This window comes from Marisediminitalea oceani, assembly GCF_003731635.1.
Classification (GTDB): domain Bacteria; phylum Pseudomonadota; class Gammaproteobacteria; order Enterobacterales; family Alteromonadaceae; genus Alteromonas; species Alteromonas oceani.
The window spans coordinates 1-21,927 of sequence record NZ_RCUA01000074.1; the positions used below are offsets into that span (position 1 = coordinate 1).

Here is a 21,927-nt window from a genome sequence, read left to right on the forward strand (position 1 = left end):
AGTCACTTTATCCTGACAGGAAAGCGGGCCGTATTAAACCTGATTATGGCCTGATGGATATTGAACTGCGGCGTAAAGGTGTAACTAAACTGCTGCTCTGGGAGGAATATCAGGCTAATTACCCTGATGCTTGCTATAGCTACAGCCAGTTTTGCGACAATTATCGTGAATGGAAATCCCAGCAAAAGCGCTCGATGCGATTTACGCATAAAGCAGGCGAGAAGCTATTTATCGACTTCTGTGGGCCGACATTACCGATTGTAAATCCCGGCACCGGAGAAGTGCGTAATGCCCAGGTCTTTGTTGCGGTACTGGGCGCGTCAAACTACACCTTTGCGATTGCCACAGAAAACCAGAAGCTCGAAAGCTGGCTGGAGGCGCATGTGGCTATGTTTGCCTTCTTCGGCGGCGTGCCGCAATTGCTGGTACCGGACAATCTCAAGTCAGCGGTCACCAGAGCCTGTCGATTTGAACCTCAGTTGAATACAGCTTACCAGTCATTAGCGAATCATTATGGCTGCGCCGTGATGCCTGCAAGACCTCTGAAGCCAAAAGATAAAGCGAAAGCAGAAAATGCCGTACTCATTGTGGAACGATGGATAATGGCAAAATTGCGGCATCAGGTCTTCCATACCTTATCAGGCCTTAATGTTGCTATTCGGGCGTTACTGCATGAACTGAATCAGAAACCATTCCAGCGATTACCGGGAAACCGACAAACCTTGTTTGAATCGCTGGATAAACCAGAGCTGGCCCCGTTACCCACAACACCATGGGAATACACTGAAATCCATATTGCCAGAGTCGGTATTGATTACCATGTCTTGTACAAAGACCATTTCTACTCAGTTCCTCACCTCTTTGTCGGCAAGTCAGTTGAAATACAGGCTTCTAAGCGGCTTATTCGGATTTACTACCAACGCGAGTGCATTGCACAACACATGCGTAGTGACCGAAAAGGTGGCTTTACCTGTGTTGATGAGCATATGCCTGCCAATCATCAGCATCAGAAATGGTCACCCGGAAGACTCAAGAACTGGGCAAAGCAGATCGGCCCTTCCACACTTGAAGTCACCGACGCCATTCTGCAAAGCAAACCACATCCAGAGCAAGGTTATCGGGCCTGCCTTGGGCTACTTAACCTTGCAAAGAAATACGGCGAAAGTCGCCTGGAACAAGCCTGTCGCCGGGCTATTGATATAGGTAATCCCTGTCGAGCCAGCGTGAAATCGCTGTTGCACACCCACCTTGATAATGCCCCGAAAGTGGATGACGTTGAAACGCCCAATCTCACTCATCACAACATCCGCGGCCCTAAATATTACAAATAAGGAACTCAAATGAACGATCTACTCATCCAACAATTACAGCAACTGCGCATGACAGGGATTGCGGATATGTTAAAACAGCAACGCGCTCAACCCAACACCTACTGTGAATTAGCCTTCGAGGAACGGTTGTCCCTGCTGGTTGACCATGAAATGAACCAAAGACGGACAAACCGCATCAACCGACTTCGTAAACAGGCACGACTCAGGTTAAATGCAACACCGGAAGAACTGTCATACGACAATGGCCGCGGATTACAAAAGCCAAGAATGGCCGATTTATTAAATGGCGGATATCTTAGTCATCATCAGAATATCATTGTTACCGGAGCCACAGGTGGCGGTAAAACCTATGTAGCTTGTGCGCTTGGTGAACAAGCGTGTCGCCAGGGAATACGTGTTGGTTACTGGCGATTACCACGATTAAACGAGCACTTACACATCGGCCACGCTGATGGCAGTTACACCAAGCAGCTAGCAACGATAGCGAAACAACAGCTACTGATCCTGGATGACTGGGGACTGGAAAAACTCACCGTCAAACAGGCAACAGACTTACTGGAGGTGGTAGAAGACAGGCACGGCGTAAGTAGCACCATCATCTGTAGTCAGCTACCTGTAGAGCAATGGCATTCAATGATAAGTAACGGCACGGTTGCCGATGCGCTACTTGATCGGCTAATCCACAATGCCCACCGGATAACCCTCACTGGCGAGTCAATGAGAAAACAACAAACCATGAGGTAAAAGCCTGTGGCAGACTACGGTCTGCCACAACTACTGATCGGGCAGACCATAATACCTGTGATCGGGTGTATCAGAATTGGAGTGTTCGGGAGGCCGGAATAAGTGATCGGGAAATGCCTAATACGCACGGTATAAGTACCATGCGATTTTGACGTAATCACACTATCAATGTTGCTGAGATTCCGCAAGCTTCGCCAATCCTAACGCAATCGTGATCATTTTTTCTTCAACCAGATATTAAAATTGTAACAAGCTTGTGTATTTATTGATGGTTACAGTCGTATCGCCGATACTAGCCTTTCAAAATCTCAGAGAAAATGCTATTTTCGCGCTGGATTTAGCTACAGCACAAACAGTCGAAATATAATCTGACGGAACTTTCCACATTGGCGCTTTTGAAAGAATACATCTTGGGCGCGTAGGAATTATGCAAAGCAACACTTAGGGATTGAATCATAATGAATACTCTTTCTGTAATTGTGATCACGAAGAACGAAGAAGATCGCATTTCACGTTGTTTAAACTCAATAAAAAGCATAGCCGATGAAATAATTGTATTTGATAGCGGCAGCACTGACAAAACCGTTGAAATAGCGAAACAATTCACTGATAAAGTGTTTATTACGGATTGGCAAGGCTATGGAATCCAAAAGCAAAGAGCGCTGGATAAGGCTGCGTGCGACTGGGTTTTATCTATCGATGCAGATGAGGAAGTGGATTCAAAACTTGCTCAAGAAATAACAAGACTCCTAAATCAAGATTCCATTAAGCACAATGCTTATAAGATGAGATGGAAAAACATCATCTTCGGCAAGCCAACTCGGTTCGGTAGAACTGCGAGAGCGTGTACTCGATTGTTCAAAAGGAAGGGTTCTAGATTTGATGGGGCCATTGTTCATGAAAAGGTACTTTTCGAAGGTGAAACTGGTGTTATTAAGAAAGGCTTTTTAAATCACTACTCTATCCGAGACTTTGAGCACCTTCTGTATAAAAACCGACTATACGCAGTATTGATGGCTGAAAAAAAATTCGCCAAAGGCAAAAAGAGTCATGGTGTATCGTTAGCGGCTCTTAGGGGGCTACTCACATTCGTACAAATATACGTATTCAGGCTTGGCTTTTTAGATGGCAGCAGAGGACTTTTGTATGCTGTTATTTATGCACAATATACTTTTAACAAGTATGCAGGCTTGTGGTCTCTTGAGCAGCAGAGTAAACAATAGTTGTAGATTTGAATATGCATTTTGGTGAGTATGTTGTCACACAATAAGCAATTACCTGAATGAGTGTGATTACCAAGCGATTTTATTTCAATCACACAGTCTCTATTGTCACTAGACTATAAGTTTTGTCGACCGTAACGCTGTGTTATTTAATTCATGGTTCCCTCGGCCAAATATGTCGAACGCCGCTAGCGTGTATATCGAGGTTCCTTTCAGGTTTAAGCAGCCTTGAAACCATAGATTGTTCTTCGTATGGATTAGCCAGGGATAATACAGTTCCACCTTGTTTTATCAGTTTACGATAGTGGTGAATAGTGGCGCCACTAAGTCGGGAATCTTCTGCTACATTTCCAAGCACCCTGTAAATAATTGACCTTGCGTTTTTGCATCAATGGGTTTGAAACACTGTTCGGTGGGTAAATGACTGGTGATGATCGAGCGGTGGCTATTCTTGTCGTTCATTATTTCAGCAAGTCTTTGCTTTGAGGAGTTTTTTTGAACTCAACTGGTAAATAAATTAACTGGTTAAGTGAGAGAAGTTTACTTTCGTGACACTACTGCTTCTAGAAGTAATTGTGCTTCTGGCTTGAGTTCTAGTTATTTAATATGAGACAGAAGTGGTATGTATCTTCACCTATAGTTATAGCAACTGGTGACGAAATATAGAGCCTCATTTTTTTAACTACAAGTCAAATCGTGCTTCAAATGAAGTATTGACCAATAAGTCAATCAACAATTTTTACATCAAAAGGAATTATATGAAAAATCCAAATTTTAGAGTCTTTTTCGCATTATTATTGGTGTTATTTAGCGCTACAGCATTTTCGAAGGTACAGTTTTATAGTTACCCAGATTATGTTCAACCATTTGTCCGTGGCGGGCAATTTTTTGAAATTAACATCTATACTGGAAATTACTATCCTAGTAATTTTGCAGGGAATAAATTTGAGCTAGATATTCGAGATTATGATACAAATTGCCCAAGTGGCGGGTGCGTCAACGATAATATAGATTCTGTATCGGTTGACTCCGGAGAGTGCGTAATATTAGGGAGAGATTCTTACTTTTTTAATGACTGGGTTGTATTGGATCAACAGGATAACCCTGATTTAGGTTGGTTTAAGAATAGAGCAACTTCCTATGCAGTCTTTCCTGGGCCTTGCGATTTAGATAACCGAATTATTTTTTATCGGAACACTAATGGCGAGTCTGATAAATTTCCTGCCTTTATTGCTTATGGTGCAGCAGATCCACTGAGCCCATTTGTACCAAACGGCCTTCCAGAAGTAGGAAAGTTCAATGACCGGTTCTCAAGCGTGTATCTACCCGCCGGAGCGGCAGTGACCCTATATCAACATTCAAACTATCAAGGTTTATCATTGACGTTATCAAATACGACAAGCATTGGTAAGATGTATAACTTAACTGATTATGGGTTTAATGACAGAACATCTTCATATGAAATATTGTCAATCTAATCAAATTCCGGATTGAAAACTTGTATATGAACGATTTAGAAGGCCCGCATTAGCAGCGGGCCTAATCAAAGTTCCAATATCAAGGATAGTACGGATTTATTTAATTTAAGTGTAACCGTCCGGTAATCCCACCTGTCGTTTAGCAAACTGCCATGGTAGTAGCTGCTCGATATCTTTTTCTAAGCGTCGATTTGAATGAATGCGGTTAAGATAACCATAAAGGTAGATCTTGAGCATAGTTGCTGGAGAGTATCTTGGTATACCTGTTTTAGCAGGCTGGCAGCGAGCAAAACCCAACTTAGATAGCTCCAAAGAATTGATAAACATATCGATATCACGAATGGGGTTATCTTCATGGATATAGTCATCCAGAACTTCGGGAAACATCGTGCTTTGCGTTCTGCTTTGGCCTTCGATAAATCTCGACATGTATATGAAACCTATCAGCTTTTTTATAGTTACATTCTACCAATAGTCACGCTGATTGAGGATCAATAGCTAATTTCCGATTGATCATATAAAATGCATACTGCGTATTCTGCTGAACGTGAACACTGATTCTGGCCGATACGTGATCAGAGTTTTCACACAGCCTGTACGTAATGCAGACGGTCGTTTTATTTACACCGGGCTAGCGCCCGAATTCAAGCCATTGGGTTACGCTAACGCCACTACGTGTTGTTGAATCACTATTAAGTGTGAAAAGATTCGCTTCCGCTCACTATTTCACATTTACTAGCGATTTTCTTTTTAACAGCATACGTGGGGTAAGAAACCATGATTAATTGTACTAGCTCTTGGCAATCCCTCAACTGCATTATCAAGCAAAACATTTGAACCTACAAAGAGAGTAAGTGTTTTGCTGCGTGTCAGCGCTGTGTATACCATACTACGCTCTAGTAACTTGCTTGGTACGGCACAACAGACAATAATTGCGTCATATTCGCTTCCTTGGCTCTTATGGATCGTGATTGCGTAGGCAAGTTCAATTCCCAATTCAAAACAATTGTCTTTAGTAAGCAGCTTTAATCCATCATCAAATCTGATGTAAACGCAATCATGACCATCTTGATTCAAGATTTCTTCGATGACACCAGTGTTACCATTGTAAAGCCCTAGTTCAAAGTTGTTTGCGGTGACAATTACTGGGTCATTTTGCATCAGCACTGTATCGCCCAACCGCACCACTGGGCGTGATTGTTCAAATTCATATAGGCCAGTTTCTGTGTTTACTTTTGATGAATTAAACACAAACTGCATGGCATTATTTATTGCGGATGTATTATCAGCAGCTTTTGTAGAAGCATGAGGTGTGATGATTTGACATCTTTGCTTTTTCATTACGTCTGTTAGCTTTTTAATAATGTCCTTCTGCTCTGGTCTGCACTCAACGATATAGACCCCATGATTTTGTCCTTCCCATTGTGGTAATGGAAATGACTCTCCTTTTCTTACCTTCATTGCCATTTGATGAATGGGGCTATCAGCCGTTTGACGATGAACTTTTGTCAGCTTTTTAGTGTGTACTTTACCAACTAATACATGGAAGAATAATCCAAAACCGACTGGGCTTAGCTGTGCTGGGTCGCCTACTAGTACTAGATGGAAATTGGTACTAGATAGCAACGACATTAACTTATTTGCTAAAGCAATATCGACCATTGATGCCTCGTCAATGATAATGATCGGAGTGCCAGTTAATTTTACGTTGTCACTGTTTTCTTCTATTTGTTTAATAAAGCCGTGGATTGTAAAGCTCTCGTTAGAGCGCCCAGTAGCTTGCTCGATTCTGTCTTTGGCCTTGCCTGCCAGAGCTGTTAAATATGGTTGGAATCCAAGCTTTTCCGCTACGTCAGCGACGGCTTTTAGTACAGTTGTTTTTCCTGTTCCACCATAACCTGTGATAACAGAGAGCCTTTTGTCGAAGACCATTTCTATTGCACTCAGTTGTTCATCTGTTAGTGGGTAGCCTTGTGATTTTTTGAAATCAGCACTGTACTTCTCAATAACCTGTATTGTTTGCGATGCTGTAAGTGAAAGTTGAAGCGGTGCCTGAACCAAGTCAGACACAAGCTTTTCAAGACTAGATTCTATCACCGCTGCACCAATTGTTTGAAACATCAGTGAGCCATCAAGTGCTTTAAATGAGCAAATAGCTTTTATTCTACATGCCTCAGGTATTGACGCCTGTGCATACGTTTTACTGCCCAAAAGCTTTTCTACGTGACCTAACAACTCCTCATTTCCCATTGCCGTATCACCAGAACGTAGTGAGGTGTATAGGGAGTGCTCAACGGCTCCAACAAGCCTCTGAGGTGCACCTTTTGGTATTTCGAGCTTTTCGGCAATAGCTTCTATAGTTCGCCATAGCTTGGGAGTTGTAGGTGCAAATGCAAGTAATGCATAAGGGTTTGACTTTATTCTGTTTACTGCATTTTCACGACATATCTTGGATATTTGTTTTGACATGTATGGTGAAATATTGTGCTCTGTTAAGAACTTTGCCAACTGCATTTCATTTTGCAGTGGCAACCATCTATTACATAACTCTTTTGCTATCGGCTCAGCAATTGAGTCGGCTAAGTGCAGGTACTTCTCTCCATCAAGCAGTTTTATTAACTCTATTTCAGTACCTACGTCTTTAATAAGTTTGCCTATTTTTCTTTTACCCAATCCAAAACCACGAAACATTGGATGGTTGACAAGTAAGCTGCTTAGATATGACGGAGAAGGTAATTCCGTGATAGAACATTTTGAAAGTCGGATTTGTACCCCGTATTCTTCATGTTTACTGTTAACTCCCTCTATGTACCAAAATTCGCCAATTTGAGGTGATCTCGTCAAAATTTTATAGCTTGCGATACACCGGATTCGTTTGTTAGTTTTTGAGTCCTTTCCTCCAAAAATTGCCCCACCAAACGTACCTACATGTACGGAGGTGACCTGCATTGTAGTTCTTGTCATTCCTGCCATAAAAAGCGTCTCCTGCCATCATCTAGCATTGACTCCGTGGCATTTTTTTGACCATCTAACTTGTTTTTAAGCATCTTGTTTTCTTGTTCTAGAGATGCAGTCAAATCACGTAGCTTTTCAACTTCAGCCGTTGCTCGTTCTAACTCTCTTGATAATTTTGAGGCATCTCTCAGCGCCTGATCTTTTTGGCTTTTGAGTGCAGATTCCTCTTGGTTTACGCTTTTGGCTTGAGTGCCTATGTCAGAAATGGCTTTTTTAAGCATTTTGCCAATTGTATTGTCTGGCTTTTGAAATACACCTCGTTTGCAGTCGCAGACTCTTGCAAGTTCGGAAATATTAACGTTTCCGTCCACTTGATTGATTGGCAACTTTTCACCTGTCGCCTCAAGTTTAATGAGATAATCTGTAAAATTCTGAATAACACGTTTGTGTTGCTGATTAGGAGATAGCTTTTTAGTCATCTTTCTCAAGCCCTTTAAACAAATAACTGTCAAGAAGCCCTGATGTCCTTAATAAGTTTTCGTCAGCTATCACATTATTTATTGTTTTGGAGCAGTTAATGATTTTCCCATTATCGAAGACAAACACACTTTCTGAAGCTTCTACCAAAGACATTATAATTTTATATGTAGCATCTATGGCTCTTGTATCTATCTGTTCATCGCTATTGTTTTTGGTCAGTGCTGGTAATGACTTTTCGCTCACCTGTCCCAGATTTTTTTTTGCAAAATTCTTTAGAACAGCAAGCTCATCTTTTAGTGTTGATATTTCTAATTGATAAGTAAGTATTTCTGCTCTCATTTCATTTGTGCTACTCGCTTTTTCACTTTTCAAAAGGTGCTTTTCAAGCTCAACTTTATATTTCGTACCTTTTCGTACTAACGTAGTAGGGTGTACCAACCCATTTTTTTTTGCAGCAACATCTGGGTATTCAACTTTCAATATTATATTGATTTCGCTAGCAACATAGTCTGCCAACTGCCATTCGTTAGGATAAACCTGCTTGCGCTTGGTTATGTCGCGTAATACACGTTTGAGTAACTCCAGCCTGAGCTGTTGCTTTTTTGCTTGATGTGCACCGAACCGATTGTCACCTTTCTTAGCTCCGCTACCCATTGATTACCTCCAATAGTTTTAAGCCTTTCTCTGGAGTCTTTAATGGTTCAGAGAGGAGTTTTACTGCGTCTTTTAATGAAATTTCGTGAGCTTCGGTAAATGCTCTTAGAGCGCCCCTGAATTCATCTATAAGCTCAAACCCGTCCGGTTGCTTCAAGAGTTGATCAAACTGCTTTTGATTAATAAGGATTTTATTTCTTATTTGAGTGATTTGAGCCTTTAACTGAGGGGTGAAATATTCTTGAAAAGCATTTGCATCTTGTATTCTCAAGAGCAGAGCGTTTACGGCATTGTCTGCGACTTCCCCCTTTGCAAAATACTCCATCAAAATGTCAGGCTTTGCGACAAGAAATTCTTTTTTTCCATCCTCACATTCCTCTTTAAGTGACACACGGTTCCTTTCAAGCAAGTCAAAGGTATTGGTCCATGCCGCTAGTTCGTTCCCAAGTTTGTTTTTTTCTTGCTCCATTACTTCTAGTGCTTCGATATCAGCACCAGCTTGTTGTGATTGAATGATGTAGTTTTCTTTTTCGTTTTTTTCGTCATTGAGCTTACGTATCTGAGCAAGAATTCGTGGGATATGATCAATTGTTTTGACTGAAAAGTAGCATTGACCGCATTGGAATTCGCCAAACTCTTCTTTAATTTCTTTAGGGCAATTGCCTCCGAATGGGCAAATGTGTGTTGGCATAAATGCACAATTGGACACTGGAGTAATGGCTATGGTTTTCAGGCCACCAACGATATCGTTATTGCCGCTTTCAACTGAAAAGGCTACCGCACCAAAGTCACTACCTAATAAAGTTGGATCTTGTTCTATTACCTTATGCAATTGCTTTTTAACACGCTCCTGTTGTTCTTTGCTTAAATCTTTATTAGCTGTCTTTTTAAGGTGTTGCTCAACAAATAGAAAGCTATCGTTATAGTCTCCAATTTCTTTTAGCCACTCAGGGTCTACTTGAATGTAATAGGAAAGCACGGCTCTGCTCTCATGACCTGTAATGTAGTCCTGAATAGCCTGAGGTGGCAGTACCTTGATTTTTTCACTAGCAACTGATGCTCTGGTGCCATGAGGTTTAAATTCAGTTTTATATTGTCCATTGAAGTGAAATGCTGCTTTAGTTGCATACTTCCAAAGAAGTATAGTGAGAGATCTTTCATTAGGTTCAGAAATTGTATCTAGCTGATTCTTTCGATCCTGCTTTACTAATTCTCGGGCTTTTTCAATTTTATCAATTGCTTTCTCTGAGGTTGTACCTAAAAGTGGAATGTCTAATCCAGAAAGTTGAACAAACAAATCGTAAAAGCACAGGAGCCTTTTATATTGTTTTCTACACGGATCTTCTTTTATTACTTCAGCAACCTCAACTGTAGCGTCCATTGAACAAAATAATGATTTTATCTTGCCATGTATTGAACCTTCATGACCGTCATACCATAAGGAAGGCACATCCACATCTAAAGTATCCTGAAAAGCTTTTAACCTTCGGAGCAAGTTTAATACTCGACTACTAACATATGGTTTCCAAGGTTCGGTTTTAACTTTATCTGTACCAACTTCGATTTCATTTGATTCATTTGCCGTAATATATTGAACATGTAATTCAGTAATATACTGTTGGATACCATTAGTTGATTCGTTGTAACTAACATCAAATTTGTCTCTATCTAACCACCTGATATGGATATGTCTCAACCCTGTTTCTATAGCGATAAGATTTTCAAATAATGTTTGAAATGTGGGATAGATATACTGTTCACCATTTTTTGTTGATGTAACTTCATGGGTGAGATTAGCCGGAACATAATAAATTGGCTGAAGTTTACCTTCGATAAATACTAGAGGGACATAACCTATTTCTTGAGTGTCATAACAATGTCTTGAAGATGCTCCACCTGAAATGAATTTATTTTCTTTGATCAGATACCAATAAAACTCACAAACTGCTGATGCAAACGAATGTACATGCGCAAATTGACGCCTAGGAAACGCTATCTTGTCCGTCCCTTTTCTGCGAGGAGCGAGTACATAGTCCAAGTCTGAAATTGGGTTAACAAATCCTGCTATATCAGAGTCATCATCTTCATTAAGCAATATCCAGTTAAAAAAGAGTGAAGTTTCTCTGAGGTGAGTATTAAAGTTTTCATTACTTAGTGACTTTCTTAGTTTTTCTTTGAACCCCTGTATTTTCCAGTCACCAACAAAATGTTTCCTTTTAAATTGATTAGGAAAGTTGGGAATAAGCTCATTTTTATGACCTAACTCGCGTGGCAAATCCACACATATGTGATTGATAAACTTGCCTAGAATTCCTCTCAGAGTTCGAGTTGATTTATAACCCGTAGCCGCTTTTTCATTTAGGTATTGTTTGGCTAACGCTATCCATTTACTTCCAGCCTGATTGCTAAGTTTATCTTGCTCTAGCTTTTTAAGAAGTGAAGCAGGGGGAACATCAGACATCGCCAGATGAAGGTCGTTAAGCGTGTAATTACATCTTTGGGATGCATGCTGATAAACCAACGTAAGTAAATCTCCCAGCGCTAAGGTAAAGTTAGTTTGGTTTGCATCTTTTTTATGTTGATGCATTCGTTGGTATTCGAGGACATCGCATAAATTGATATCTTCCACATTACGCCAATTGGATGCGATTATGGCTCTGTAAAGTACGCCAACATGGCGTATCTCTCTTAAAGCATCTGGGGTAAAGCGTTTTTTATGATTCCAAAATAGATCTAATAGTTCAGGATATCGATCTTCTGAATAGTCTTTACCTACTGTATTCGCAGGCTCAAAATCCATCGGAAGTAATATTGCGCCAGAATTATACAGTTCTATGAAAAACACTTTTAAACTGGATTTGAAGTTGTCTGAATACTCCACTTTCCAAAATTTTATGTCTTTTTCTTTAGTGATAAATTGGTCAATATCTTGTTGTGCGATATAGTCATGCGAAAGCAATTCATAAAGGTAAACCAAATCTGTCATATTCAGTGTTTTCACTTTTTCAAACACATAAATGAACGCGAGCCGGGTGGTTTTGTAGTCTCTCAGGTCACCATGCGTACTCATTCGAATTGGTTTGTTGTAATGGCGACTTAGAACGACATCAATAGTATTGTTTAAGCTAGATTTAACGGCAGACTCAAGAGCACCACCTTCTAAATTAAACTTTAACTTTTTGGTCATGTTTACACTGAATTCAAATGGCATATTTCCTTCAACATCAAAGTCATTTAGCTCTTGGCCGATTGCTTCTTTTCTAGCTATTTCTAGTTTGCTTAAATCTTCAAGTTGAAAGTTGCATCTATCAGGGGCATAGGACAAGAACGCTTTCAAAACTGGCGTAAAGGGAAGTGGCTTGTTTTTCCTTGCAAAATTTTCCTTTCTTCGGTACTGACTATGAAACTCCTTAAACGGCTTAACATCGCTCAGTTCTATATCTTCGATGGAGTACCACGTTGTCGAGATCAAACACTGATAACTCATATCCCGTGAATAATTAGATGTAATTAAGTGATCATTTATCACTTCATATTTTTCATCCTTAAAATAAGCGTTTCTAACTAGCCTTAATGTTTCAGGGTAGATGGATAATCCTATTTCAATCCACTTGTTATTGCTTTCATCACGAGCTTTTGGCGGTTTATAGTTAAAAGGGAGTAAAATTGCCTTTTGTGCCCACAAAATATAAAAAAACAATCTAAAACAGGATTTGGTCTTAAAGTATAGAGTTTTGGTTATTTTTTCTTCTTTTTGGAAAGCAGGAAGAAGTCTGGCTATGGAATTTAAACCGCTATAGTCGCTTTTGTTTTCAAAACTTATTTCAAAAAGGCTTCTACACCATTCCTCATCAAAGCCAACTGCCTTGGATATGCGGTGATTATGGAAGAACTTATAGAAACAAAAAACAACGTTTGTTTTACTTGTTACTTGTGGTGGCGATAAATTTGGAGGTGCCTTGTTATGCTCAAAAATCAATTTTATCGTCTTATCAATAGCATCATGTATTGATTCTTTCAATTCTCGACCAGATTTTAAAAATTGTAATTCTGTTGAGCAATTAATCATCTTTCTTATCCTTGTTTAATAACCGAGATATTTCATTTTTTATCTTGCTCAACTTACTTTCTTGATATTTAAGACTGATCATTTTTAAATCTACTTCATTAGCTTCAAACAACAGCTCATTAGCGTATTGAATTTGCTCTTTTAAAATATCTTCATCTTCTTTTGCATATACTTCTGTTGATGAAAGTGACTCATGCCCCATTAAAATTCTTACGTATTGAATAGGTAAACCAAACTCACCATTTGGAATTGGCAAGTAATTCAAGGTATAAGTGCCATATGTATGCCGCAATGAATGTGGGCTTATACAAGTTGTATCCACTATGCCTGATTTTTTTGCAGCAGCCTTAAACTGCTTGATGCGACTACTTCTATCTGAACAGAAGAATGGCCTTAGTGTTTTATAGTTTTGAAATATAAATGGATGTCCGCAAGTTGATACTCGGTCTTGCTTCATGTACTGCGCTAGGTAGTTAAAAAACATGGATTTGAACGGTTCGATAAGAAACGTTGTTTCAGTATTTCTACCTTTCCAAGCTAGCTTCCCTTCCTCATCAGGTGTCAGCCCAAGAGTGTTTCTATCTATTTCGTTAGGATCACGGAGGTAAACTTCTTTATTAACAACATCTACATCAGTTAGGCGCAATTGGAGTGCCTCGTGTGATCTGGCTCCAGAAGCGGCCAAAAGTGAATAAAAAGTCTTATCTCTTAGGTTTGTTGCAGATTCAATTAAGCTACTAACACGTGAAAGGTCTATTGATTGAGTAGTATAAACTTTATTTTTTTTCTTCGACCTTTTTCTAATAAGTACACCGTAACTAACACGTTCTTTAGCAGTTAGCCCTCCTTTAATCACACCTGCTATCATGCTGTTCTTTTTGATTTTTTTATTCTCAAAGGAGCTAACTAGATTTTGTGCAGCGGAAAATAAAGGAGCTATGTCACCTTCACCTGCTTCATCAAGTTGTTCTAATTCGCCAAATCGAATGAAGTAGGAAATAGCATGATCTATTGGAGCAAGCGAATTTAATGATGTTTTAAGTGTTTTTCCCTGTTCGGTAGCAATTTGTCTGACAATTGCATTTGGAGATTCTTCACCATGAAGTAAGTAACTGGTGTAGGAAAGAATTATTAGCCTTAGAGCAGGTTTGTCAATTGGTCCGGGTGTAAGCTCAATAGCACGGGTAACATAGTTGAGAAATCGATAAACATGATCCGCATAGGCACTGACTGAGTTAGTCGCATAACCTCTTTCAAGCATATGCTGCACAAATAACTGATATGGTCGATATAAGTTACCAGACCTATCGGCAATTACACCATCAATAGGGTCACCGATCATGTAAAACGCTTTTCTTACAAGGGGATACTGCATCATTATTCACTCCTACTAACAATCAATATAGTAGAAAATTTTAAATATACAAATGAATATTCGCATATTTAAAAATGTACAGACTAATTTTGTGTACTTAAATTAAGTTAAAAAATGAATTTTACGAAGCAATTATCTCTAGAGATAAGGAGGAAATGGTGGCCCCTCCCTGACTTGAACAGGGGACCTACCGATTCGGTTATTCCAATACTTTCGTATTGGCTCGGACTATATCATCACCCTCGATAAATCGGTGGGGTGTCGGACGCTAGTGATGTATTACACAGCAAGATCGTGCTGAACCATCTAGTCTCTGAACCTTCCTGATACGCTTATCAGGCTTGGCTGCTGATTGGCATGTTTCAAATGAAACGAAGCTTTCCAGCAATTCATCCAATTTTTCCGCATGTCATTACTAACATGGGTCACAATTTCTTATGAGTCGGGTGCTCTAACCAACTGAGCTAAGGGGCCAAATTGTATTTTTTAAATATGCAAATTGCAAAAGCAACTCATACTAACGACGTTACCGTTTAATTGCAAGGTATTGCGCCTTACATCGTACCTTTTCAAATACGCAAGTTCTTACTATACCACATAAGAACAGGGGACCTAACGATTATGAGTCGTGTGCTCTAACCAACTGAGCTATAGGGCCATTGTGCGCTAAACGCTTATGAGAGCCTGGTTGAAATACCAGACGCGCGCAAGTATAAGCAGTTTTGATGGCCTTGTCACCCCATGCGAGGTTTACTTGATGTTTTCTTATACTAAACAATACTAAAAGTAATGATCTGTTGAAGCCTGAACCTGATCAAAATTGCTGAATCCAGTGAGCAACGCTATAGCTTAGTGCAAATATATTAATAGTCTGCTATCTTTCAGCTACTTATAGATAAATACGTCTTGGTTCGGCATTTGAATTGGGAGAGAACAATGACTGAAAAACCCTATTTGGTCAGTGGCCGCAACACATTAATCCACAAAATTCGGAAATTTGATCTACTGATTTTAAACGGCAATGACGATCCGGCAGTAGTGGTGAATTACAAGGGCATTAAGGAATATTCGGGCAAAATCCCGGAAAACAAACGCGAAGCCAAAATGATGGATATGGAGTTGGTGGATGTTACCAGTGGCGAAGTATTCGGCGATGAAAAAACGCTGATTTTTGTGCAGACCCTGAACGGTAAAGAATACAAAATCGATTATTCTAAAGCCGGTACCTCAATGTTTATTCGCGTTCATCAGGACAGCATTTTTTAAGCGCCTGCATAACATTGTTGGTAGGATTGTGATGACAACCTACCAAAGTTCTTTCCTGTTCTACAACTGGCTTTCCGTTCTCTTTGCGCCTGACGCTACCCAAGATTTCCCCAGCGGTGGGGATCGAGTGTATTAAACCCCTTAATTGGCTTTTTTCTACCCTTTAACTGCACATACTCAGGCGCGTAGATAGTAAACTGGCAAATATCTTTGGGCGTGGTTTCCGATGGATTGAGCTCATTGGCGATGCCAGCCTGATTTAACCCTTCGGCCACCAGTTCTGAACAGAACCAGCGATTGCTCTTTTTACGGTTGTAGGTGATCCAGTTTAACCAGCGGTGATCGTCAAACACATCGATGGCAGCACCAAACAGTTGCCAGATGTCGTAATCCTTACCCAGTTCTCCTGCCAGAAAGTCGTGAAATCCGTGCCAGTTGTTTTGTAATTGCTGCTTAGCTTCCTTGTGTAACGGGAGCCACCATACGTCGCCCCGATAATGCTTGAGACGTTCTTCCACATAGTTGTGCATTACGCCCTTTTTACCTTTTATCGAGGTTGCCTCAATCATGGTGAGATCCTGGGCTGAAGACGTAGAACGATTGTCGTCGGGTGAGTCTATTACCATAGCGGTATGAGTAACCACCGAGCGGGTGGTCAGTTTGGTCCAGCGGGAAAACAAACTGGTGCCGCCGAAGGCAATAACATCGCCTGGAGCAATAAGGTGCTTTATATCGTAATAAGCTTGTTGAGTAAGCATGACTTTCCTGTTTCTGCTTTGGCTCTTGAATGCCTTTTTGTTCAGGCTATTGGTCTCTGGTTACCTCTTTCGCCGTTTGCTATTCGCGTACTCCTTGCTCGCGGCTTTGGGGCGAATGTTACAAAGTGTGTGATACACACGATTAACCATAGGGGATTGGGGACCGTTTAACTGCAGTTATATCCCTTTTGTCGCAAAATCTCAAATAGACGTTGATTAACGTTTTGCCAGCAACCTTTTGCTGCTCTGCCCCTACTGTATAAGGGCGAAAGGAAGAGTCAGGCTTCATCTTCCACAACAGAGTCAGCGATAGGTAGAGGATAGTGTCATGCAAAAAGTTAACAGTGTAATTCGTTCAGCGTTATTAGCAGGTACCGCGGTAGTTGCCACATTCGGCGGTATTTCTTCCGCTCAGGCCAGCAAGATACCTGGTGCCCTTGAAGATAAATTAGTAGCCGTTTGTCAGGCTATTAAAGACGACAGCCGTATCGGGCTGCACAGAGCAGTCAGAGACAGTGGCATAAGTTATCGTCGTCTGGCCAGAGGCCTGGTGTGTGATGGCATGGATATGTACACCTTTGCCATGCAGCATGGCGCAGATAATACCGGTGCGGTGATTGCTAAACGTACTAATCTGGAAGAGCAGAGTTTAACAGCGAAGCAGTAGGGTAATGGTTATAGTTCCCTCCCTGGGGTTTGGGCTGTGTTCTTCACAGCCCTTTTTTCGGAGTCTGATATGGCAGCGATACAGTCAGATAACATGGTAGTGCGATTTATTGGCAAACCGAGTGTGGATGTGGATGCCTTTCATCAGTTTTTGTCCCAGCATTTTGTGGCGCCTTTTGAATTTCAGTTTACCGCAGATATTACCGAAGTCGCGTTGAATGATCTGGTTAGTAGTCACCTGTCTGTAGCCCCGAATACATTGTGTCAGCCACCTGATATTCGTATAGTTGTCACCGATCACAGCACCATCAAGCCTTTTACTAACACCGGATTACGCGGGGTAACCAGCGTAATGTGCGGCCACTCTAATCAGGATGCAATACAGGCGTTTAACGCGGGTGTTGGAATGTTCTTTTGTTTATCTGCCAGTGTGGAGGAAAAGCGCAGACAAATGCACCGGCTGTATCTTAAATACCAGACCCGGGTACAGGCCCTTAAATGGCAATTGGTTAGCGAACAACTGGCTCGTCAGCGTGCGTGTTCTCCGGCCCGGCTCATGGCCGAATTAACCAATTTAAAATCAAACTGTTCACGGCCATCTCAACAAATTGCGCTACGCTGCGGCGCAGACTGGCAGTATGTCGACTGGCAAACCATTCGCTATGTCGAAGCGGCGGGCGATTACATGTGTGTTTACACGCAGGAAGAAACGCTGATTGTTCGCTCTACGTTAACAGATATGGCAAGACGTTTACCCAAGCATGCCTTTACGCGAGTGAACCGTTCCATCATTGTGAACACCCAGTTTGTAAAACGGTTGATTAAACTTAACTCGCGGGTGAACTATGTGGAGCTTCAGGATGGCAGCAAAGTTAAAATAAGCCGGCGTTTAATGCCTGTTTGTCACCAGCAACTGGATGCGTCGTTGTCGCAATCCTGACAGCATGTTCCCCCATGCAGGTTTGCTTAGCCATCGGATAAAGCGTTTCTGTCTGTTAGCATTTCTTTTATTAATCCTGCACATAAGTAACTACAACCGAAGTTGGCTAGTGGTTTGTACTTAACCTCGTTATTATCAAACTATTCCTTCCCTGCGGAGCTTTCTCAGTGCATGTTAAATCAACCCTCAACGGCTGGCTGATCATTGTTGGCTGCTATCTGGTGGGTGAATTTTTTGTCTTGGTGACCGATTTACCGTTGCCCGGTGCGTTAATTGGCTTGTTGTTGCTGCTTGGCGGATTGTTGGTACGTCAACGTCCGGCGGTAACCGTGGGACGGGGCGCGCAGCCATTACTTACGCATATGTCGGTGTTGTTTGTACCGGCCGTGATTGGCGTGGGGTTATTCTGGGCTGAGGTTAGTGAAAATGCATTAGGCATTGCGCTTGCGCTGGTGGCGACCACTATTGTGGCGCTGGGTTTTACGGCCTGGTTTGCTCAGCGGCTATTGAAAACCAAAAGGCCCGACTAATGTTAAGGGCAGAGCTGGCAATAAAGCAGATAATCAGTCGCTTTAGCGAAGTTGTAAGCAGTACGGCTTCGGTAAATGGTGTGTTGTGGCTGGCGGTTACGCTGGCTTTTTATGGCGTTGCGCTCAAAATTTTCCGGGCTTCCAAAGGCCATCCGTTAGTGCATCCACTGAGCATTACTACCCTGGCGGTGGCAGCAGTGATGTGGTTAGCTGATATCTCTGCTGCTCAATATCGTGAGTTTGCGTCACTATTACATTGGTTGTTGGGGCCAGCTACGGTGTCACTTGCGGTCCCGATGTACAATCAATGGCAAAACATTCGGCAACTGGGAATGCCGTTGATCATCAGCGTGATGGTAGGTGGCATTGTGGCACCGCTACTTGCCTGGGGCGTGATATATCTCACCAATGCGCCGCTGGCGATTCAGATGACTATGCTGGTGAAGTCGATAACCAGCCCGCTGGCCATGGAAACAGGGGCTGCCATTGGCGGTATTCCGGCGCTGGCTGCAGTATTTGTTATTCTTACCGGTATTGTGGGAGCGCTGGCAGCGCCGCTAACGTACCGGTTACTAGGCGTTACTATGCCAGATGCTCAGGGCGTGGCGCTGGGCGCGGTTTGCCATGCAGTAGGCACCTCCAAAGCACTGCAAATGGGCGAAGTGCAGGGAGCGCTGGCCACCGTGGGCCTTGGCCTTAATGGCATTCTTACCGCCGTTATCTTACCTGTTATTCTGTAAGGCTTTTCATGGCCTGTGTCTACAAATAGCATCTGTTAAGTTGATTTTTACCGTCTGACTGCTATTTGTTAAAGGGTGCTTACCGCATTGTTTTGTGCCGGTTATTAACCCTTGGATAGCTATGTACTCAGTTTTGATTTGTGATGATTCGCTGGTAGCCCGTAAGCAGGTGGCAAAATGCCTGCCACAGGACTGGGATGTTGCTATTCATTTTGCAAAGCATGGCGGTGAGGCCATTGAATGCCTGGCGGCCGGTAAAGGGCACATTTTGTTGCTCGATTTAAACATGCCGGAAATGGATGGCTATCAAACGCTGGAAGCCATTGCTCAGCAAGGTTTAAAAACCAATGTGATTGTGGTGTCTGGCGATGTCCAGCCCGAAGCCTATGAGCGGGTTACTAAGCTCGGCGCGCTGGATTTTATTCGTAAACCGGTTAGTGCGCCGGAATTACTGGCTGTGTTAAGTAAACATCAGCTGATAAATGCGCCTGCTGAAGAAGAGCAAAAGGAATTTGAACCGCTGGACCCTGATATTCGTGATTGCTATCAGGAGATAACGAACATCGCGATGGGGAGAGCGGGCGATCACCTGGCCCGAACATTAAATGTGTTTGTGCATTTGCCTATCCCAAACGTTAACCTGATTGAGGTATCTGAACTACACATGCTGCTCAGTGATATCGAAAACCACGAGCGGGTCAGTGCGGTTTGTCAGGGCTTTGTGGGGCCGGGAGTTCAGGGTGAAGCGCTGTGTATTTTAAGTGACTCAAGCCTGGACGATGTTGCGCGAATTCTTAATATTTCTGGTGAAGTCGACGATCAAAAGCAACTGGAGTTGTTAATGGATGCGGCGAGTATCCTCATTGGTACCTGCCTCAGCGGTATTGCCGAACAGCTGGATGTGAGTTTTGCCCAGGGGCAGCCGGTTGTACTTGGCCAACACCGAAACATCACCGAGATCATAGCTACCAATAAGCTGAAATGGAAAAGAACCCTGGCTATCGAAATTTCTTACGGCCTGGAAGGGTACCAAACCGTATGTGAGTTACTGCTGCTATTTACCGAAAGCTCCATGGAAACGCTTAACTACAAACTTGCTCACTTGCTGGAGGATTTCTGATGGCCAATGAAGCCGTTGATGACATGCTGGAGTTTCATTGGATCATCGACATGCTACAAACGGTGGATGTGGGCATTGTTGTGCTGGATCGCGAGTTTAAAATAAAAATGTGGAACGGTTTTATGGAAAGCCACAGCGGCAAATTGCCTTCTGAGGTTCGCGATAAAGCCCTGTTCAGTATTTTTCCCGATATTAAACCCGATTGGTTTGCCCAGAAAGCAAAGCCGGTATTCGAACTCAAAACCCGGGCATTTATGCTCTGGGAGCAACGCCCTTATCTGTTTAAGTTTTCCAATTACCGGCCAATCACCGGCTGCGAAGAATTCATGTACCAGAACATAATTTTATCGCCATTGGTGTCGGCGACCGGCAAGGTTGAACATATCAGCATGATGATTTATGACATGACCGATATTGCCAGTGGCAAAAAGCAACTCGAGGCATTACAGGTAATGCAGAGCGAAGCGTTAGAGCGAGGTACCAAAAGCCGCGCCTGATGTGTGGTAGTTTATTTGCGATGAGTTATCGCGAGGGCTGTAGCGTTTGCCGCTTACCGTTGTAGGTAGCTGTATTCAACCTGATTTTTAGCAATCTGGTCTTAAGCGACTTTTCATTTACGGTTTTGGTTTCACAATATCGGTATGAAAAGCGTATCTCATTTTTTATTGTGCATAATATGCCTGTTACCGGCTGGTATCGCAGCGCCCGTTGCTGCGCATTACAGTTGCGATGTTGATTTAAATTATGGCGTTGTAGTAAATGACGATCAGCTGCGTGTACTCAAAGAATACCTCACTTTGTATCAGATCAACCATCAGCAGCAGTTGTTTGTGGCAGGCGACTGGCTCACACTTGATAACAGCCAGGCTACGCTGGTAAGCGATTATGCCAAAGGGCTGCATTCGGTAGTACCACAGGTAACTTTGCTGGCGACTACCGGCATTGATTTAGCTACCGATACTGTGCAACAGATGTTTTTGTCGTTATTGGGCAGCGATCACGACAGCTACGAAAAACTCAATACTGCCATGGATAAAATGAAGAAGCGGGTGCGCAAGAAGTTTCGTTACGCGCGGAGTCATTATTACCTTGGGCCAAGTTCCAGCGAAGGACTGGATGAACTGGCTGACACCGACCTGATGGTGCCATTATCACAAACATTAACCACTTCGGTGGGCAGTATTTTAACCACACTTGGTGCAATGGACTCCGACAAACTGGCGGTTGATCGCACCGAAATGACGGTCATTAATCAACGCATTGCGCATTATGCAGCCACGTCCGACGGCGATGGCCCGCCGGTAGACACCACTTTGCCACAAAAAGCCCGCTGGTATTGTGACTACTTCAAAAAGCTCGATTCACTCGAAAAGCAAATGCAGACCACCATTCCGCAGTTGGCTGGTATCGACTTAATTCGACAAACCGATCATAAAGACTAATCACTCCGAAGTAGGTGTTACCAACAAGTTTGTTATCCCCCGAATTTTAAGGTTTAACACATCCTCTGCGTCATCCCCGCATGCTTTTAAGGGGGGACCTCATGAAAAGGCTATTTGAGCTGAGTCAGACTGTCTGGGAGATCCCGGCTCGTTGGC

General features: G+C 42.3%; 19 protein-coding genes. 12 read left to right on the top strand and 7 right to left on the bottom strand.

What is annotated here, in order from left to right; all coding sequences use genetic code 11:
* The 4 genes from istA to D9T21_RS19185 all read left to right on the top strand — a co-directional run.
* Nucleotides 1-1,331, top strand: a 1,331-nt coding sequence (gene istA, locus D9T21_RS19170; RefSeq protein ID WP_123326820.1) for an IS21 family transposase, incomplete at its 5' end; no start/stop codon positions are given.
* 9 nt (nt 1,332-1,340) lie between these two features.
* A complete protein-coding gene (istB, locus tag D9T21_RS19175) occupies nt 1,341-2,075 on the top strand; it encodes an IS21-like element helper ATPase IstB (protein WP_071979584.1) in 735 nt (244 codons plus the stop codon).
* A gap of 458 nt (nt 2,076-2,533) precedes the next feature.
* The gene (locus tag D9T21_RS19180; RefSeq protein WP_241155761.1) at nt 2,534-3,298 is read left to right on the top strand and encodes a glycosyltransferase family 2 protein; all 765 of its coding nucleotides are present in this window, start codon (nt 2,534-2,536) and stop codon (nt 3,296-3,298) included.
* A gap of 758 nt (nt 3,299-4,056) precedes the next feature.
* Complete coding sequence (locus D9T21_RS19185; protein ID WP_123326822.1) at nt 4,057-4,776, top strand: hypothetical protein; 720 nt, start codon at nt 4,057-4,059, stop codon at nt 4,774-4,776.
* A gap of 105 nt (nt 4,777-4,881) precedes the next feature.
* Here the strand turns inward: D9T21_RS19185 and D9T21_RS19190 are convergent, their stop codons facing one another.
* The 6 genes from D9T21_RS19190 to D9T21_RS19215 form a co-directional block, all read right to left on the bottom strand.
* Nucleotides 4,882-5,205: a transposase gene (locus D9T21_RS19190; RefSeq protein ID WP_241155762.1), complete on the bottom strand. Its 324-nt coding sequence runs from the start codon at nt 5,203-5,205 to the stop codon at nt 4,882-4,884.
* A 321-nt stretch (nt 5,206-5,526) separates the two neighbouring features.
* Entirely contained in the window at nt 5,527-7,749 is a 2,223-nt protein-coding gene (locus D9T21_RS19195) for an AAA family ATPase (RefSeq protein WP_123326823.1), read from the bottom strand.
* Complete coding sequence (locus D9T21_RS19200) at nt 7,737-8,210, bottom strand: hypothetical protein (protein ID WP_123326824.1); 474 nt, start codon at nt 8,208-8,210, stop codon at nt 7,737-7,739. Before D9T21_RS19200 ends, D9T21_RS19195 begins: the two co-directional genes overlap by 13 nt.
* Nucleotides 8,203-8,865 carry a hypothetical protein gene (locus tag D9T21_RS19205; RefSeq protein WP_123326825.1) on the bottom strand — a complete coding sequence of 221 codons (663 nt, stop codon included), beginning with the start codon at nt 8,863-8,865 and terminating at the stop codon, nt 8,203-8,205. The genes D9T21_RS19200 and D9T21_RS19205 overlap by 8 nt, the downstream gene beginning before the upstream one ends.
* Complete coding sequence (locus D9T21_RS19210) at nt 8,858-12,934, bottom strand: MCP four helix bundle domain-containing protein (protein ID WP_123326826.1); 4,077 nt, start codon at nt 12,932-12,934, stop codon at nt 8,858-8,860. Before D9T21_RS19210 ends, D9T21_RS19205 begins: the two co-directional genes overlap by 8 nt.
* Nucleotides 12,927-14,312: a tyrosine-type recombinase/integrase gene (locus tag D9T21_RS19215; RefSeq protein WP_123326827.1), complete on the bottom strand. Its 1,386-nt coding sequence runs from the start codon at nt 14,310-14,312 to the stop codon at nt 12,927-12,929. The genes D9T21_RS19210 and D9T21_RS19215 overlap by 8 nt, the downstream gene beginning before the upstream one ends.
* 933 nt (nt 14,313-15,245) lie before the next feature.
* Between D9T21_RS19215 and D9T21_RS19220 the strand changes: the two genes are divergently transcribed.
* Nucleotides 15,246-15,575: a hypothetical protein gene (locus D9T21_RS19220; RefSeq protein WP_123326828.1), complete on the top strand. Its 330-nt coding sequence runs from the start codon at nt 15,246-15,248 to the stop codon at nt 15,573-15,575.
* 95 nt (nt 15,576-15,670) lie between these two features.
* Here D9T21_RS19220 and D9T21_RS19225 read toward each other — a convergent pair whose 3' ends face one another.
* On the bottom strand, nt 15,671-16,333 hold the full coding sequence (locus D9T21_RS19225) for a hypothetical protein (RefSeq protein WP_123326829.1): 663 nt from the start codon (nt 16,331-16,333) through the stop codon (nt 15,671-15,673).
* Between the two features lie 328 nt (nt 16,334-16,661).
* Between D9T21_RS19225 and D9T21_RS19230 the strand changes: the two genes are divergently transcribed.
* From D9T21_RS19230 to D9T21_RS19260, 7 genes are all read left to right on the top strand, one after another.
* On the top strand, nt 16,662-17,000 hold the full coding sequence (locus D9T21_RS19230) for a DUF3718 domain-containing protein (RefSeq protein WP_123326830.1): 339 nt from the start codon (nt 16,662-16,664) through the stop codon (nt 16,998-17,000).
* Nucleotides 17,001-17,069: 69 nt separating this feature from the next.
* Nucleotides 17,070-17,939 carry a LytR/AlgR family response regulator transcription factor gene (locus tag D9T21_RS19235; RefSeq protein WP_123326831.1) on the top strand — a complete coding sequence of 290 codons (870 nt, stop codon included), beginning with the start codon at nt 17,070-17,072 and terminating at the stop codon, nt 17,937-17,939.
* 167 nt (nt 17,940-18,106) lie between these two features.
* Entirely contained in the window at nt 18,107-18,469 is a 363-nt protein-coding gene (locus D9T21_RS19240; protein ID WP_164464764.1) for a CidA/LrgA family protein, read from the top strand.
* Nucleotides 18,469-19,209 carry an LrgB family protein gene (locus D9T21_RS19245; RefSeq protein ID WP_123326833.1) on the top strand — a complete coding sequence of 247 codons (741 nt, stop codon included), beginning with the start codon at nt 18,469-18,471 and terminating at the stop codon, nt 19,207-19,209. Before D9T21_RS19240 ends, D9T21_RS19245 begins: the two co-directional genes overlap by 1 nt.
* 121 nt (nt 19,210-19,330) lie before the next feature.
* The gene (locus D9T21_RS19250; RefSeq protein ID WP_123326834.1) at nt 19,331-20,329 is read left to right on the top strand and encodes a response regulator; all 999 of its coding nucleotides are present in this window, start codon (nt 19,331-19,333) and stop codon (nt 20,327-20,329) included.
* Nucleotides 20,329-20,826, top strand: a complete 498-nt coding sequence (locus tag D9T21_RS19255) for a PAS domain-containing protein (RefSeq protein ID WP_123326835.1) — start codon at nt 20,329-20,331, stop codon at nt 20,824-20,826. Before D9T21_RS19250 ends, D9T21_RS19255 begins: the two co-directional genes overlap by 1 nt.
* 144 nt (nt 20,827-20,970) lie before the next feature.
* On the top strand, nt 20,971-21,771 hold the full coding sequence (locus tag D9T21_RS19260) for a DUF2884 family protein (protein WP_123326836.1): 801 nt from the start codon (nt 20,971-20,973) through the stop codon (nt 21,769-21,771).
* Nucleotides 21,772-21,927: the final 156 nt, after the last annotated feature.

Bases quoted from the DNA above. Each gene is read 5' to 3' on its own strand.
- istB (WP_071979584.1), top strand. From the start codon at position 1,341: ATGAACGATCTACTCATCCAACAATTACAGCAACTGCGCATGACAGGG.
- D9T21_RS19180 (WP_241155761.1), top strand. From the start codon at position 2,534: ATGAATACTCTTTCTGTAATTGTGATCACGAAGAACGAAGAAGATCGC.
- D9T21_RS19185 (WP_123326822.1), top strand. From the start codon at position 4,057: ATGAAAAATCCAAATTTTAGAGTCTTTTTCGCATTATTATTGGTGTTA.
- D9T21_RS19190 (WP_241155762.1), bottom strand. From the start codon at position 5,205: ATGTCGAGATTTATCGAAGGCCAAAGCAGAACGCAAAGCACGATGTTT.
- D9T21_RS19195 (WP_123326823.1), bottom strand. From the start codon at position 7,749: ATGGCAGGAATGACAAGAACTACAATGCAGGTCACCTCCGTACATGTA.
- D9T21_RS19200 (WP_123326824.1), bottom strand. From the start codon at position 8,210: ATGACTAAAAAGCTATCTCCTAATCAGCAACACAAACGTGTTATTCAG.
- D9T21_RS19205 (WP_123326825.1), bottom strand. From the start codon at position 8,865: ATGGGTAGCGGAGCTAAGAAAGGTGACAATCGGTTCGGTGCACATCAA.
- D9T21_RS19210 (WP_123326826.1), bottom strand. From the start codon at position 12,934: ATGATTAATTGCTCAACAGAATTACAATTTTTAAAATCTGGTCGAGAA.
- D9T21_RS19215 (WP_123326827.1), bottom strand. From the start codon at position 14,312: ATGATGCAGTATCCCCTTGTAAGAAAAGCGTTTTACATGATCGGTGAC.
- D9T21_RS19220 (WP_123326828.1), top strand. From the start codon at position 15,246: ATGACTGAAAAACCCTATTTGGTCAGTGGCCGCAACACATTAATCCAC.
- D9T21_RS19225 (WP_123326829.1), bottom strand. From the start codon at position 16,333: ATGCTTACTCAACAAGCTTATTACGATATAAAGCACCTTATTGCTCCA.
- D9T21_RS19230 (WP_123326830.1), top strand. From the start codon at position 16,662: ATGCAAAAAGTTAACAGTGTAATTCGTTCAGCGTTATTAGCAGGTACC.
- D9T21_RS19235 (WP_123326831.1), top strand. From the start codon at position 17,070: ATGGCAGCGATACAGTCAGATAACATGGTAGTGCGATTTATTGGCAAA.
- D9T21_RS19245 (WP_123326833.1), top strand. From the start codon at position 18,469: ATGTTAAGGGCAGAGCTGGCAATAAAGCAGATAATCAGTCGCTTTAGC.
- D9T21_RS19250 (WP_123326834.1), top strand. From the start codon at position 19,331: ATGTACTCAGTTTTGATTTGTGATGATTCGCTGGTAGCCCGTAAGCAG.
- D9T21_RS19255 (WP_123326835.1), top strand. From the start codon at position 20,329: ATGGCCAATGAAGCCGTTGATGACATGCTGGAGTTTCATTGGATCATC.
- D9T21_RS19260 (WP_123326836.1), top strand. From the start codon at position 20,971: ATGAAAAGCGTATCTCATTTTTTATTGTGCATAATATGCCTGTTACCG.